Source organism: Curtobacterium sp. BH-2-1-1, from assembly GCF_001806325.1.
Classification (GTDB): domain Bacteria; phylum Actinomycetota; class Actinomycetes; order Actinomycetales; family Microbacteriaceae; genus Curtobacterium.
The window spans coordinates 2172866-2187306 of record NZ_CP017580.1 but is presented as its reverse complement, the minus strand read 5'-3'; the positions used below and the strand labels follow the sequence as shown (position 1 = coordinate 2187306).

Below are 14441 nucleotides of genomic sequence, written 5' to 3'. Positions count from 1 at the left end.
ATCGGACCGTCCCGTTGCGCCAGACCCCGCAGACCGCGAGGAGCATCAAAGGCGACGGAACCCTGAGTCGGTCCGATGTCCCCCAGCGTACTGTCGCGCGACCGTCGGCACGAGAACCGTCCGGAACGCGCACCGGGCGCCAGCCGCCACGTCCTCATCGGATCTCGGACGACGCCGAGCCGTGACCGAGGCCGCCCCGGCCCGGATCGTCGTCGCCCCGGTACGGTGGGCGGGCACACCCGTACCCCGAGGAGCCCCATGCCCCTGTTCGGCACCCCGCAGCCCCCGCACTCCGACGCACCGCCGAGCCAGGTGGCGAAGCAGTGGTCCGACTCGTTCGGCGCTCTGGCCACCCGCTGCCTGCAGATCATCGTCGTGCTCGTCGTCGTCATCGGCATCGTCTACGCCGCCGCCACGCTCAGCGTCGTCACGATCCCGGTGCTGCTCGCCCTCATCATCGCGTCGGCCATGCACCCCGTCGTGTCCTGGCTGCGGCGGCACCGGGTGCCGTCCGTGCTCGCGACCCTCGCGGTCCTGATCGGCGTGCTGGTCGTGCTCGGCCTCGTCGGCTGGCTCATCGTCGTGGCCGTCATCTCGCAGTGGCCCGATCTGCAGAAGTCGGCCCTGAGCGGGTTCGACCAGCTCCAGGACTTCGCGTCGACGCTGCCGATCTCGATCGACCAGTCGCAGATCGACGATGCCGTGAAGGGCATCCAGGACTTCGTCACCAGCTCGCAGTTCGGTTCCGGCGCGCTCGCGGGGGCATCGGCCACGGCGAACTTCCTCACCGGCCTCGTGCTGATGATCGTGGTGCTGTTCTTCTTCCTCAAGGACGGTCCGGCCATCTGGGAGTTCCTCCTCCGTCCCTTCACCGGTGCCCGCTACGACCGTGCTCGCCGGGTGGGTGACCGGGTCGTGCAGACGCTCGGCGGCTACGTCCGCGGGACCGCCACCGTCGCCGCGGTGGACGCGATCGGCATCGGCGTCGGCATCACGATCGTCGGGGTGCCGCTCGCGCTGCCCCTCGCCGTCGTCGTGTTCATCACGGCGTTCATCCCGATCGTCGGTGCGACCGCGGCCGGCATCCTCGCCGCCCTCGTCGCCCTCGTCGCGCTCGGCCCCGTCCAGGCGCTGATCGTCGTCGGCATCGTCGTCCTCGTGAACCAGCTCGAGGGCAACCTGCTCCAGCCCGTCCTGATGGGCAAGACGCTCAAGCTGCACGGCCTCGTCATCCTGATCGGCCTGACCGCCGGCACGGTGCTCGCGGGCATCACCGGCGCGATCATCTCGGTGCCGCTGCTCGCCGCCGCGTGGGGCGTCGTGCAGGTGTGGGACGGGCCCGACAAGCCGGCGCGCCCGTGGCGGCAGAAGCGCGTGGAGTCCGCCGAGGCGCGCTGACGCGGGCGGGTGCTCGGCTTTCCGCCGCGTGTTCGACGTTCCGCCAGTCGATCGACAGGCGGAATGTCGAACGATGTACGCGCATCTGATGCACGCGCACACTCCGACGAACCACGTGTCGATCGACGCGTGTGACGTCGCAGAGAAGGGGGCCTCCGCACGTGGCGGAGGCCCCCTTCGTCGTGGTGCAGACCGGGGTCAGTCGGTGCCGGAGTCGAACGCCGCACCCTCGGACGCGAGATCCGTCGCACGACCGAGCGCGTCGTCGGCATCCGAGGTGACGACCGCGCCGCCGAGGATCTCCTCCGACTCGCCCGACTCGAGCTCGCCGACGAGGTCGCCCGTCGCCCCGCCGATGAGCCCGGCGGCGGCGTACTGCTCGAGGCGTGCCCGCGAGTCGGCGATGTCGAGGTTGCGCATGGTCAGCTGGCCGATGCGGTCGTCCGGGCCGAACGCCGCGTCGCCGACACGCTCCATCGAGAGCTTGTCCGGGTGGTACGACAGCGCCGGGCCCGTGGTGTCGAGGATCGTGTAGTCGTCGCCGCGACGCAGGCGCAGGGTGACCTCGCCGGTGACGGCCGAGGCGACCCAGCGCTGCAGCGACTCACGAAGCATGAGGGACTGCGGGTCGAGCCAGCGCCCCTCGTACATGAGGCGACCGAGACGGCGGCCCTCGGTGTGGTACGACGCGACGGTGTCCTCGTTGTGGATCGCGTTGAGCAGGCGCTCGTAGGCGATGTGCAGCAGTGCCATGCCCGGCGCCTCGTAGATGCCGCGGCTCTTCGCCTCGATGATGCGGTTCTCGATCTGGTCGGACGCGCCGAGGCCGTGGCGGCCACCGATCGCGTTCGCCTCGTAGACGAGCGCCACGGCGTCGGCGTACTCGACGCCGTTGATCGCGACGGGGCGACCGGCCTCGAAGCGGACGCTCACGACCTCGGTGGCGACCTCGACGTCGTCACGCCAGGCGGCGACGCCCATGATCGGCTCGACGATGTCCAGGCCGCTCGAGAGCTCCTCGAGGCTCTTCGCCTCGTGCGTGGCGCCCCAGATGTTCGCGTCGGTCGAGTAGGCCTTCTCGGTGGAGTCGCGGTACGGGAAGCCCCGGGCGACGAGCCACTCGCTCATCTCCTTGCGGCCGCCGAGCTCCTCGACGAACTCGGAGTCGAGCCACGGCTTGTAGACGCGCAGCCGCGGGTTCGCCATCAGGCCGTAGCGGTAGAACCGCTCGATGTCGTTGCCCTTGTACGTGGAGCCGTCGCCCCAGATGTCGACGCCGTCCTCCTTCATGGCGCGGACGAGCATCGTGCCCGTCACGGCGCGACCGAGGGGCGTCGTGTTGAAGTAGGTCTTGCCGCCGGAGCGGATGTGGAAGGCACCGGTCTGCAGGGCGACGAGGCCCTCTTCCACGAGGGCGCTCTTCGCGTCGACGAGTCGGGCGATCTCGGCGCCGTACTCGTGGGCACGACCGGGGACGGCGTCGATGTCCGGCTCGTCGTACTGGCCGATGTCGGCCGTGTACGTGCAGGGCACCGCTCCCTTCTCGCGCATCCAGGCGACCGCGCAGGAGGTGTCGAGACCTCCGGAGAACGCGATGCCGACTCGTTCGCCGACGGGGAGACTGCTCAGGACCTTGGACACGACGTCAATCGTACGGGGAGTCCAGCCGGTACATCGACGTGAGAAGTGCCCCTGGCCGGCGCCGCAGGGACTCGAACCCCTGCGACCTGCTGGTGCCCCTGGAGGGACTCGAACCCCCAACCGTTTCCTTAGGACGGAACTGCTCTTCCATTGAGCTACAGAGGCTGGCCCTCCCACTCTAGCGGCGGAACGGCTCCAGGAAGGCCCGGAGCTCGTCGACGAACAGCCCCGGCTGCTCGAACGCCGCGAAGTGCCCGCCCCGGTCGAGTTCGTGGTGGTACACGAGGTTCGTCGTCCGCTCGAGCCACTCCTTCGGCGCCCGCACGAGGTCCCCCGGGAAGATCGAGAACCCGGACGGCACCTCGACCCGACGCTCGAGCTGCGCTGCAGGAACCGCCGCGTTCGCGTGGTACATCCGCATCGCCGACCCGATCGTCGCCGTGGCCCAGTACTCGGTGAGCAACGCCAGGACCTCGTCCCGCGTGTACACCGACCAGAGGTCCCCGCCGCAGTCGCTCCACGAACGGAGCTTCTCGACGATCCACGCCGCGAGCCCGGCCGGGGAGTCGTTCAGGCCGACCGCCGCGGTCTGCGGCTTGGTCCGGTGCATCATCGCGTAGGCGCCTTCGTCGGTGCGCCACCGCTCGGTCTCGGCGACGAAGGCACGCTCCGCCTCGGACAGCGTCGACGGGTCGAGCCCGGGCCAGGCGAGCCCGCCGTCGATCCGGTGCACGGCGACGACCCGCTCGGGGTGGTCGAGCGCGAGGTACCGCACGACGTGCGTGCCGATGTCCCCGCCGGACACCGCGAACCGCTCGTACCCGAGGTCGGTCATCAGCGTCGCCCACATCCCGGCGACGGCCCGTGCGTCGATCGGCTGCGGCGGGGCGTCGGAGAACCCGTAGCCGGGCATGTCCGGCACGATCACGTCGAACCCGGCGTCGACGAGCATCGGCAGCACCTTGCGGTATCGCCACCCGGAGTCCGGCCAGCCGTGCGCGAGCAGCACGGGCAGCGCACCCGGCGTCGCCGCGCGGGCGTGCAGCACGTGGATGCCGGTACCGTCCACCTCGACCCGGCGCGACGGCAGTGCGGCGAGTGCCGCCCGGTGCGCGTCGAAGTCGAAGCCGTCCGCCCAGTACTCGACGAGCGGGCGCAGCTCGTCGACGTCGATGCCGAGCGACCACCCGGTCCCGGTGGGAGCGTCCGGCCAGCGGGTCGCGCGCAGGCGCGTTCGCAGGTCGTCGATCGTCGCGTCGTCGATCTCGGGGGTCTCCGTCATGGCGGCACGCTACGCCCGCCCACCGACAGCCGGTCGCCACGGCCGACACGGTCCTGGTCCGGCACCGGGACGGACTGGAGGCGCGGGTCGGGCCCGACCCGCGCCTCCGGTCCGTCACGGCGTCAGCCGCACGGTACCGCTACGCGGCCACCAGGTACTCGTCCCACTCGGACTGCGGACGCTCGATGCCCCGCACCACCCACGAGGAGCCGTGCGGCGCCTTCGGGCGGAAGCGGAGCCGCCACCCCATCTCCTGCGGGGTGCGGTCGCCCTTGGTGTTGTTGCACGCCAGGCAGCAGGCGACGAGGTTCTCCCACGAGTCCTCGCCCCCGCGCGAGCGAGGCTGCACGTGGTCGATCGTGGTGGCGTGTCGATCGCAGTACGCGCACCGGTTGGCGTCCCGGCGGAGGACGCCCCGGCGCGACACCGGCACGAGTCTCGAGTGCGGGATGCGGACGTACCGGGTGAGGATGATGACGGACGGACGGTCGTAGGTCGACGTCGACCCCGTGACCGGGTGGTCGAGGTCGGCAGCGACGATGGCGGCCTTCTGGTTCATGACCAGCACGAGGGCCCGACGGAACGAGATCACCGCGAGGGGCTCGTAACCGGCGTTGAGGACGAGAGTGCGCATGGGTTCCCTTCCGACGTGCCTGGACGGCTTCCAGGCTGTGCGGGTGCGTCGGACCGGGGTACCGCGCAGGTGACCTCCGCTCGCGCGAACGGCCCCTGAACCACCAAGAGCACCACCCGGATGGGCAGTGCTCAGGTCATGCAGGGGCGTGCTCGTGCACGCAGGCGGTGGTCGACCATATGTCGACGTGCGCGCGCCGACCCATGGTGCGGGTCGTGCGGAACGCTGACATGGGGTCTCCCTGCTCGGACCGTTCGGGCCGGTGCACGGTCAGGGTACGTCAGAAACCGGCCCGGCACGAGGGTGCACGGGCCGGTTCCGGCGATGTTCACGGGATCGACGCCCGCGGTCTGCGTCAGATGCCGAAGCGGACGATGTGGTAGTCGCTGGTCCAGATCGGGCGGATCGACACGGAGCCGCCGGGCTTCGGCGCGTCCATGATCCTGCCGTTGCCCATGTAGAAGCCGTCGTGCGCCTCGTTGTTGAAGATGACGACGTCACCCGGCTGCGCCTCGGACTCGGGGATCGTGGTGCCGGCCTGGTCCTGCAGCGGCACGGAGTGCGCGAGGTTGATGCCGTACTGCGCGTACACGAACATGACGTAGCCCGAGCAGTCGAAGCCCGACGGGTCCGCGCCGCCGAAGACGTACGGGGTGCCGATGTACTGCTTGGCGGTGGCGACCACGGCCGGCAGCGAGAACGGGGTGTTCGCGGCGGTCGACGAGGCGACGTAGTCGGAGGCGCTCGGCCCCGTGTACGACGCGTACTGCGAGGCGGTCTGCGCGCGGGCGGCCTGGGTGGCCGCGGCCTGCTCGGACGCCTGCTTCGCCGCGGCGTCGGCGGCCTTCTGCGCTGCCTCGGCGTCGAGCGTGGACTGCGCCGTCGCACCGTAGCCGTCGCGGCTCGTGCCGGCGAGGGCGACCGCGTCGGAGACGGAGAAGTTCTGGGCCTCGGTCGTGCGGACCTGGCGCTGCGCGGTCGCGGCGTCCGTCCCGGTCGACTGCTGCGTCGCGGCGAACGCCGGGGCGACCGCGACGGTGCCGAACATGCCCGCAGCCACGGTCAGGACGACCGGCGCGAGGAAGCGGCGCTTGCGGGCCGACGAGCTCGCCTTGGTGGAGGCGGCGGTGCGCGCGGCCTGGGCGGCACGACGGCCGCCGGGGAGCGGAGCGTCGCGCACCGGGGTGACGGCGCGGGCTGCTCGGCGCGAGAGGGGGGCGCCGGTGGCGTTCGCGGTGTTCGTCGGGTTCGCGGGCGTCTGGTCGTCCGCGGCGGAACCGGTCTGCGTCAAGGGTGTCTCCGGCGTCTCGTCACCACTGCCAGCGGGGGTGATCGCCGACCGTGCAACCCCATCCGTTCGTCATCGTTTCCGATCGAGACAGGAGACGGGTTCGAGACGTCCTGTCACGGGTCCTGGGCCTCGTGGGTGGCCGGCGGACTCGTCGAGTGTACGTGCCGACCGTTACCTTGTCGAGATGAAACCGCCACTTTGTAACGAATCGGTAAAGAAGCCCTGATCAGGCCGCAGAAACACGCCCCGTCCCAGTTTCAGGGGCAGACAGGTCAGGAGCGCTCGATGTAGACGTGCTGCGCGACCTCGGTCGGGAGCTCGATGCCCGCGTCCTCGCCGTCGACGCGCACGGCGACGTAGGCCCCTGCGCGCTGCACGCTCGCGACCCGGCCGGGCATGACACCGGCGGACCGCAGCTGGTGGAGGAGCTCCGGTTCGAACTGCACGGGCTCGCCCAGGCGGCGGATGACCCCGGTCGCGACGGAGTCGGTGCCCTCGGTCGCGGCGACGATGTTCTGCACGCCGTCGAGGAAGCCGGGTGCGGCCGGGCCACCGATCTCGGCGAGACCCGGGATCGGGTTGCCGTACGGCGACTCAGTCGGGTTGCCGAGCATCTCGAGCAGACGGACCTCGACCTGCTCGCTCATCACGTGCTCCCAGCGGCATGCCTCGTCGTGGACGAACGCCCAGTCGAGACCGATGACGTCGGAGAGCAGGCGCTCAGCGAGCCGGTGCTTGCGCATCACGTGCGTCGCGCGCGAGCGTCCTTCGTCGGTGAGTTCGAGGTGCCGGTCGCCCGAGACGACAACCAGGCCGTCGCGCTCCATGCGGGCGATGGTCTGCGAGACGGTGGGACCCGAGTGGCCGAGACGCTCCGAGATGCGGGCGCGCAGCGGCACGATCGCCTCTTCCTCGAGGTCGAGGATGGTGCGAAGGTACATCTCCGTGGTGTCGACGAGATCGGTCACGGTCCGCCTCTCATGTCTGGGCCCAGCGCGCCCCACCCTACTTGTTCGAGGCGACATGGAATGACCAACACTTGCAAGGTGCAAGAAAGTCCGTGCGCGATGCGGCCAGGAGGCGCGGCGTCGGCCCGCCCCGTCCGGCCGGTACATGGTCACTCGCGCTGGGATACCGCTCGTTAGGATCGGTGCATGGCAGACATCGTCATCCCCGCCGAACTCCTCCCGACCGATGGCCGATTCGGCTGCGGACCGTCCAAGATCCGTGGCGCGCAGCTCGAGTCCCTCGTGACCCGCGGCGCGACGATCCTCGGCACGTCCCACCGCCAGAAGCCCGTCAAGGACCTCGTGGGCAGCGTCCGCGCCGGCCTCGGCGACCTGTTCGACCTCCCAGAGGGCTACGAGGTCGTCCTCGGCAACGGCGGCTCGACCGCGTTCTGGGACGCCGCCGCGTTCGGGCTGATCGAGCGCCGGGCCGAGAACCTGTCGTTCGGCGAGTTCGGCTCGAAGTTCGCCAAGGCCGCCGGCGCCCCCTGGCTCGAGGCGCCGCACGTGGTCGAGGCCCCCGGCGGATCCCTCGCCCCGCTCGAGATCGTCGAGGGCGTGGACGTCTACGCCTACCCGCACAACGAGACCTCGACGGGTGTCATGGCGCCGGTCGTCCGCGCCGCCGGGGACGCCGGCACCCTCACCGTCGTCGACGCCACGAGCGCCGCCGGTGGTGCCGCGTTCGACGTCAGCGCGACGGACGTCTACTACTTCGCCCCGCAGAAGAACTTCGCCTCGGACGGTGGCCTCTGGCTCGCGCTGTTCTCCCCCGCGGCGATCGAGCGTGTCGAGCGCATCGCCGCGAGCGGCCGGTACATCCCCGAGTTCCTCTCGCTCAAGAACGCCGTCGACAACTCGCGGCTGAACCAGACGCTGAACACCCCGGCGCTCGCGACCCTGATCCTCCTCGACGACCAGGTCCGCTGGATCAACGAGTCCGGCGGCCTCGCCTGGGCAGACACCCGCACGAAGACCTCGTCGTCGACGCTCTACGACTGGGCGGAGTCGGTCGACTACGCGACGCCGTTCGTGACCGACCCCGCAGCCCGGTCGCAGGTCGTCGCCACGATCGACCTCGACGACTCGATCGACGCCAAGGCCGTCGCCGCGACGCTGCGCCAGAACGGGATCGTCGACACGGAGCCGTACCGGAAGCTCGGCCGCAACCAGCTCCGCATCGCGACCTTCACGGCGATCGACCCGGACGACGTCGCGAAGCTCGTGCAGGCGATCGACTTCACCGTGAGCGCCCTGCGCTGACGCGGTCGGTCCGCACGACAGGAGGCGCGGTGCCAGCTGGCACCGCGCCTCCTGTCCGTCCGGGGACCGGTCGGTCGCCCGTCAGGCGCGGTGGTGCTCCGGGTCGACCTCGCCAGCGTCCAGCCGGTCGACCTCGAGGTCGGCGTCCGGGTCGACCGGGCGCACCCGCTGGGTGCGACGGCGGCCCCGGGCCGGCTCGGCCGGTGCGACCTGCTGGTCGGTGTCGTCGGTGTCCGCGTCGTCGGTGTCGTCATCGTCCGAGTCGTCGGTGTGGTCCTCGGACCCGTCCAGCTCGTCGACGTCCACACCGTCGATGTCGTCGTCGTCCGGCTCGTCGAGGTCGTCCTCGTCGGCGTCGAAGTCGTCTTCGTCGTCCGCTTCGTCGTCGTCGGACTCGTCGTCGTCCGAGTCGTCGTAGTCGGCGTCCTCGTCCGCGTCGTCCTCGTCGCCGTCGAAGTCCTCGTCGTCGTCCTCGTCGGACTCGTCGTCGTGCTCGCCCTCGGCACCGTCGGTGTCCTGGCCGGCCCGGTACTCGGCGAGCCGCTCGGACCACGGCACCCAGTCGGGCGCCAGCAGCGAGCCGTCACCGGGCATGAGCTCGACCTCGAGCACGGTCGGCTCGTCACCGGACACCTGGGCGATCGAGACGGTCCAGCGCCAGCCGGGGTATCCGGCCATGCGGTTGGCGAACAGCACCGAGACGACACCGTCACCCTCGTCGACGGTGCCGGCGAACGCGCCGACGGTCGACTCGGGGGTCACCTCGAGCAGCGCCGTGCGGGCGAGCGCGGTGAGGTCTTCGGAAGGGGCAGGAGCAACAGGGGAGGTATCGGTCATCACGCGTCCAACTGGTCAGCGACGTGCCGCAGGATCGCAGCGATTCGGGTGCCGTTCTTCGGGTACCGGCCGTGCCGGAAGTCCCCGCTGATCCGGTCGAGCTCCTTCACGAGGTCCTCGACGATCACGGCCATGTCGTCCGCCGATCGTCGCGACATCTTCGCGAGGGACGGCTGCGGGTCGAGGAGCCGCACGGACAGCGCCTGCGACCCCTTCTTCCCCTGGACGACGCCGTACTCGAGCCGCGAACCGGCCTTCACCGACGTGACGCCGTCGGGGAGCGAGGACGCGTGCAGGAAGACGGGTTCGCCGTCGTCGCCGGTGATGAACCCGAACCCCTTCTGGTCGTCGTAGAACTTGACCTTGCCGGTGGGCATTCGTCGGTCTCCTCGTGATCGTGGAACGGCCGTGGTGCGTCGGATATCCTGGGTCGATGGCCAACCCGACCCGGTCCACCGGGAACACGCAGGACTCCGCGGAACCCCCGGTGACGTTCAATCGTACCGAACGCGCCCTCGCGTTCATGGTCGGCGGGATCTTCATCGCCGCCTTCCTCTGCATGGCCGCCATGATCGTGATGTGGCTGACCGTCCCCAGCGCCCAGGGATCGATGCCGTGGCCCGTGATCATGGCGATCCCGCTGGTCGGCTTCCCGATCGGCATGGTGCTCGTGTTCACCCTCCTCGGCATCACCTGGACCCGTCGGGCCCGAGCGAACCGGACGGCGCGCTGAGGACCGCGTCGGACGAGCGCGGCGGACGATGACGACCACCGCAGACCTCGCCGCCCGGCTCCGGGCGATGCCGGACGACGCCCTCGAACGGCTCGTCGTGGCGCGCCGGCTCCCCGCGGCGGTCCTCGCCGAGACCGGCCCGCTGCGCATCTCGGACTTCTTCGACCTCGCCGAGGCGCTCCGCACCGACGACGCGGTCGACGCCGCGATCGAGCACCTGCCCCGTCGGACACTGCTCGCGCTGCGTGACGGCGCGGGCTCCGCCGACGACCTCGCCCCGGCGGTCGCGCTCGGCCTGGCGGACGAGGACGGCGGCGTCGACGACGCGGTGTCGGCCCGGCTGGCCGCCCACGACGAGATCGCCGGTCTCCCAGGAGGCGCGGACCACCCCCGCCCCGCCGCTCCGGTGGACGAGACGGGCGACGACGAGCGCGCCCGGACGACCGGCGCGGAGCACGCCTTCGCGACGATGACCGTGCTCGCCGAACTCCTCCGGGCGGTGTCCGAGGGCGCGGTGCGCGAGCTCGTGAAGGGCGGCATCGGCACCCCGCTCGCGAAGACGCTCGGCGAGCGTGCCGGCGCGGACCCGGTCGTGGTCCCCGGCCGCCTGGCGCTGCTCGAACGGATCGGGTTCGCGGACACGGGCAACGGCACGTGGGCGACCACGGCGGCCGGCGACGCCTGGCTCGTCGCGAGCTGGCCGGACCGCTGGTCGACGCTGGTGTCGGCATGGCGGGACGCACTCGACCCCGCCGTCCGGAGCGTGCTCGACGTGGCCGGCGACGACCTGCGCGACCTCGTGTCGGCCGGCCGGTGGGCGTACCCGGCGGGCTCGCGCTGGCTCGACGCGGTGCTGCTCGACGTCGCGGGCACCGCGGCCGCACTCGGGCTCACGGTCGACGGCCGCGTGACGAGCACCGGCCGTGCACTGCTGGACGGAGACCCGGCCCCCGCTGCGGAGGACCTCCCCCGCACGGTCGACGCCGTGTACCTGCAGCACGACCTCACGGTCATCGCACCGGGACCGCTCGCGCCGGTCGACGACGCCGCGCTCCGGACCGTCGCCGTGCTCGAGGCGCCGGGCCTCGCCGCCCGGTACCGCATCTCCGAGGACTCGCTCCGCCGCGCGTTCCGGGCCGGCCACACCCGGCAGGACGTCGTCGCGCTGCTGGAACGGCTGTCCGCGACGGGCCTGCCGCAGCCGCTCTCCTACCTCGTCGACCAGGTGTCCTCGCGGGACGGCAGCATCGTGGTCGACGTCGGCGCCGACGGGGTCGGGGCCCGCGTGCACGGCACGCCGGACCAGCTCGACCTCATCGGGGTGGACGCCGAGCTCCGGCAGCTGGCGTGGGAGCGCAGCGACCTGACCACCCTGCTGACCCGCTACCCGCCGCACGTCGTCCACACGGCGCTCGAGGACCAGCGCTACCCGGCCGTCCTGACGGCCGCAGCCCGCCCGGCGACGGGATCCGTTCCTCCAGGCCGTCGACGCACCACCGGACGCAACCCGGAGCAGGCGGCGCACGCACTCGTGGAACGGCTCCGTGTCACCACCGAGCGCGGCGAGGCCGAGCCCGAGCAGGAGTGGCTGGGGCGGCAGATCGACCTCGCCGTCCGAGGACGCACGCCGATCCGCCTGACGGTGCGCATGCCGGACGGTTCCGAGCGGCCGTTCTCGATCGTGCCGACCTCGGTCGCCGCCGGACGCGTGCGGGGACGCGACACGGCCGTCGACGTCGAGCGGACGCTCCCGCTCTCCCTCGTGGTGGCTGTGGAGAGCGACGCCTGATCCAGAGGTGAGCCGATCCGCGCTGGTTCGCAGCCGAGCGGCCTAGGCTGATCCGTCATGAACGGACCGCTGATCGTGCAGAGCGACCGCACCGTGCTCCTCGAGGTGGCGCACCCCGACGCCGAGGACGCACGGCACGACCTCGCGGTGTTCGCCGAGCTCGAACGCGCGCCGGAACACGTGCACACGTACCGCATCACCCGACTCGGCCTGTGGAACGCGCGGGCGGCCGGGCACGACGCCGAGAGCATGATCCACACGCTCGAGCACTTCGCGAAGTTCCCCGTCCCGCAGAGCGTCACGGTGGACATCCGCGACACCGTGGCACGGTACGGCCGACTCGTCATCCGGCGCGAAGAGCGTCCGGACGCGCCGGCGATCGCGAACTCCCCGGCCGAAGAGCTCGAGCGCCAGCCGGTCCTGCTCCTCACCGCGTCCGAGCCCACGGTCCTCGCCGAGGTCATCCGCTCGAAGCGGATCAAGCCGCTGCTGGGCGACATGCGCTCCCCGGAAGAGGTCGAGCTGCTCCCGTGGGCACGCGGGCAGATCAAGCAGGAGCTCGTGAAGCTCGGCTGGCCGGCCGAGGACCTCGCCGGGTACACGCCCGGGCAGCCGCACCCGATCGACCTCGACACCGACGACTGGCACCTGCGTCCCTACCAGGAACAGGCGGTCGACACGTTCTTCGCGCAGGGCTCCGGCGTCGTCGTGCTGCCCTGTGGTGCCGGCAAGACGCTCGTGGGCGCCGGAGCGATGGCGACGGTCAAGGCGACGACGCTCATCCTCGTGACGAACACCGTCTCGGCCCGGCAGTGGCGATCCGAGCTGCTGCGCCGGACCACCCTCACCGAGGACGAGATCGGCGAGTACTCGGGCAGCGTGAAGGAGATCCGTCCGGTCACGATCGCGACGTACCAGATCCTCACCGCCCGCCGGAAGGGCGAGTACACGCACCTGTCGCTCCTCGACGCCCTCGACTGGGGACTCATCGTCTACGACGAGGTGCACCTGCTGCCGGCGCCGGTGTTCAAGCTCACCGCCGACCTCCAGGCCCGGCGGCGACTCGGGCTCACGGCGACCCTCGTGCGCGAGGACGGGCGCGAGGGCGACGTCTTCTCGCTCATCGGGCCGAAGCGCTACGACGCCCCGTGGAAGGAGATCGAGGCGCAGGGGTACATCTCCCCCGCCGCCTGCTACGAGGTGCGCATCGACCTGCCGCACCAGGACCGCCTCGAGTACGCGGCATCAAGCGACGACGAGCGGTACCGGCTCGCGGCGACCTCGCCGGCGAAGACCCCGGTGGTGCGCGAGCTCATCGAGAAGCACCGCGGCGAGCAGATCCTCGTGATCGGGCAGTACATCGACCAGCTCGACTCGCTCGCCGGGTCCCTGGACGCCGCCGAGATCACCGGTTCGACCCCCGTCGACGAGCGGGAGCGGCTCTACCAGGCCTTCCGCGAGGGGTCGATCGACGTGCTCGTCGTCTCGAAGGTCGCGAACTTCTCGGTCGACCTGCCCGACGCGACGGTGGCGATCCAGGTGTCCGGCTCGTTCGGATCCCGTCAGGAAGAGGCCCAGCGACTCGGCCGACTCCTCCGCCCGAACAAGGACGGGCTGCCGGCGTCGTTCTACACGCTCGTGACGCGGGACACCGTCGACCAGGACTTCGCGCAGAACCGGCAGCGGTTCCTCGCGGAGCAGGGGTACTCCTACACGATCCTCGATGCCGACCAGGTCCAGGCGGTCGTGGGCTGACGCACCAACCGCTCTCAGGAAACCACTAGGGAACGGTCAGAAGATAGGACCATGAGCGATGGCCCCAAGATCCTGATCGTCGACGACGAGCCGAACATCCGCGACCTCCTGACGACCTCGCTGCGTTTCGCCGGCTTCGCCGTGCGCGCGGTGGGCAACGGAGCACAGGCGATCTCCGCCGTGCTCGAGGAAGAGCCGGACCTGATCATCCTCGACGTCATGCTGCCCGACATGAACGGCTTCGGCGTCACCAAGCGCCTGCGGTCGTCGGGGTACACCTCCCCGATCCTGTTCCTCACCGCCAAGGACGACACCGAGGACAAGATCACCGGTCTCACCGTCGGCGGCGACGACTACGTCACGAAGCCGTTCTCCCTCGACGAGATCGTCGCCCGCATCAAGGCGATCCTCCGTCGCACGATGAACGACGAGGAAGACGCGATCATCCGCGCCGGCGAGCTCACGATGGACCAGGACACGCACGAGGTCACGATCGGCGACGCGCAGATCGAGCTCTCCCCGACCGAGTTCAAGCTGCTCCGCTACCTCATGCTCAACCCGAACCGCGTGCTGTCGAAGGCGCAGATCCTCGACCACGTGTGGGAGTACGACTTCAACGGCGACGCCGGCATCGTCGAGTCCTACATCTCCTACCTGCGCCGCAAGCTCGACCAGTACTCGGCCGAGCCGATCATCCAGACCAAGCGCGGGTTCGGCTACATGCTCAAGGCGTCCAAGGCCTCGTAGGTCGTCCGGACCCCTCGGGGTTCGTCTTCACGGCGGTCGTCCGGTTTCACCGGGCGACCGCTGT

General features: G+C 70.8%; 13 protein-coding genes and 1 tRNA gene. 6 read left to right on the top strand and 8 right to left on the bottom strand.

The genetic code is table 11. The features are described 5' to 3' along the window. The first annotated feature begins 258 nt into the window (after positions 1 to 258). Positions 259 to 1398 carry an AI-2E family transporter gene (locus BJK06_RS10410; protein WP_070417831.1) on the top strand — a complete coding sequence of 380 codons (1140 nt, stop codon included), beginning with the start codon at positions 259 to 261 and terminating at the stop codon, positions 1396 to 1398. Positions 1399 to 1596: 198 nt separating this feature from the next. Here the strand turns inward: BJK06_RS10410 and argG are convergent, their stop codons facing one another. The 6 genes from argG to BJK06_RS10380 all read right to left on the bottom strand — a co-directional run bounded on the left by argG (position 1597) and on the right by BJK06_RS10380 (position 7214). Beyond that, positions 1597 to 3039 (bottom strand): argininosuccinate synthase, encoded by a 1443-nt coding sequence (argG, locus tag BJK06_RS10405; RefSeq protein ID WP_070417830.1) that lies wholly within the window; start codon positions 3037 to 3039, stop codon positions 1597 to 1599. 90 nt (positions 3040 to 3129) lie between these two features. Beyond that, a tRNA-Arg gene (locus tag BJK06_RS10400) sits at positions 3130 to 3204 on the bottom strand. A 13-nt stretch (positions 3205 to 3217) separates the two neighbouring features. Continuing rightward, entirely contained in the window at positions 3218 to 4321 is a 1104-nt protein-coding gene (locus BJK06_RS10395; protein ID WP_070417829.1) for an epoxide hydrolase family protein, read from the bottom strand. 139 nt (positions 4322 to 4460) lie between these two features. Beyond that, positions 4461 to 4955 (bottom strand): HNH endonuclease, encoded by a 495-nt coding sequence (locus BJK06_RS10390; protein WP_070417828.1) that lies wholly within the window; start codon positions 4953 to 4955, stop codon positions 4461 to 4463. A gap of 355 nt (positions 4956 to 5310) precedes the next feature. After that, positions 5311 to 6246 (bottom strand): C40 family peptidase, encoded by a 936-nt coding sequence (locus BJK06_RS10385; protein ID WP_070417827.1) that lies wholly within the window; start codon positions 6244 to 6246, stop codon positions 5311 to 5313. 272 nt (positions 6247 to 6518) lie between these two features. Further along, the gene (locus BJK06_RS10380; RefSeq protein WP_070417826.1) at positions 6519 to 7214 is read right to left on the bottom strand and encodes a metal-dependent transcriptional regulator; all 696 of its coding nucleotides are present in this window, start codon (positions 7212 to 7214) and stop codon (positions 6519 to 6521) included. A 186-nt stretch (positions 7215 to 7400) separates the two neighbouring features. On the opposite strand from BJK06_RS10380, the gene serC reads away from it, so the two are divergent. Next, a complete protein-coding gene (gene serC / locus BJK06_RS10375; protein WP_070417825.1) occupies positions 7401 to 8516 on the top strand; it encodes a phosphoserine transaminase in 1116 nt (371 codons plus the stop codon). 81 nt (positions 8517 to 8597) lie between these two features. On the opposite strand, the gene BJK06_RS10370 is transcribed toward serC, so the two are convergent. Both BJK06_RS10370 and BJK06_RS10365 read right to left on the bottom strand, forming a co-directional pair. Further along, entirely contained in the window at positions 8598 to 9353 is a 756-nt protein-coding gene (locus tag BJK06_RS10370) for a DUF3027 domain-containing protein (protein WP_083295182.1), read from the bottom strand. Next, positions 9353 to 9730 (bottom strand): cold-shock protein, encoded by a 378-nt coding sequence (locus tag BJK06_RS10365; RefSeq protein ID WP_022906598.1) that lies wholly within the window; start codon positions 9728 to 9730, stop codon positions 9353 to 9355. The genes BJK06_RS10370 and BJK06_RS10365 overlap by 1 nt, the downstream gene beginning before the upstream one ends. Positions 9731 to 9786: 56 nt before the next feature. Here BJK06_RS10365 and BJK06_RS10360 point away from each other — a divergent pair, with 56 nt between their 5' ends. From BJK06_RS10360 to BJK06_RS10345, 4 genes are read left to right on the top strand one after another with little or no spacing between them, the layout of a single operon-like run. Continuing rightward, positions 9787 to 10086, top strand: a complete 300-nt coding sequence (locus tag BJK06_RS10360; protein ID WP_070417823.1) for a hypothetical protein — start codon at positions 9787 to 9789, stop codon at positions 10084 to 10086. Positions 10087 to 10114: 28 nt separating this feature from the next. Continuing rightward, complete coding sequence (locus BJK06_RS10355; protein ID WP_070417822.1) at positions 10115 to 11875, top strand: helicase-associated domain-containing protein; 1761 nt, start codon at positions 10115 to 10117, stop codon at positions 11873 to 11875. A 57-nt stretch (positions 11876 to 11932) separates the two neighbouring features. Beyond that, complete coding sequence (locus tag BJK06_RS10350; RefSeq protein WP_070417821.1) at positions 11933 to 13630, top strand: DNA repair helicase XPB; 1698 nt, start codon at positions 11933 to 11935, stop codon at positions 13628 to 13630. A gap of 51 nt (positions 13631 to 13681) precedes the next feature. Next, the gene (locus tag BJK06_RS10345) at positions 13682 to 14377 is read left to right on the top strand and encodes a response regulator transcription factor (protein ID WP_017888045.1); all 696 of its coding nucleotides are present in this window, start codon (positions 13682 to 13684) and stop codon (positions 14375 to 14377) included. The last annotated feature ends 64 nt before the right edge of the window (positions 14378 to 14441 follow it).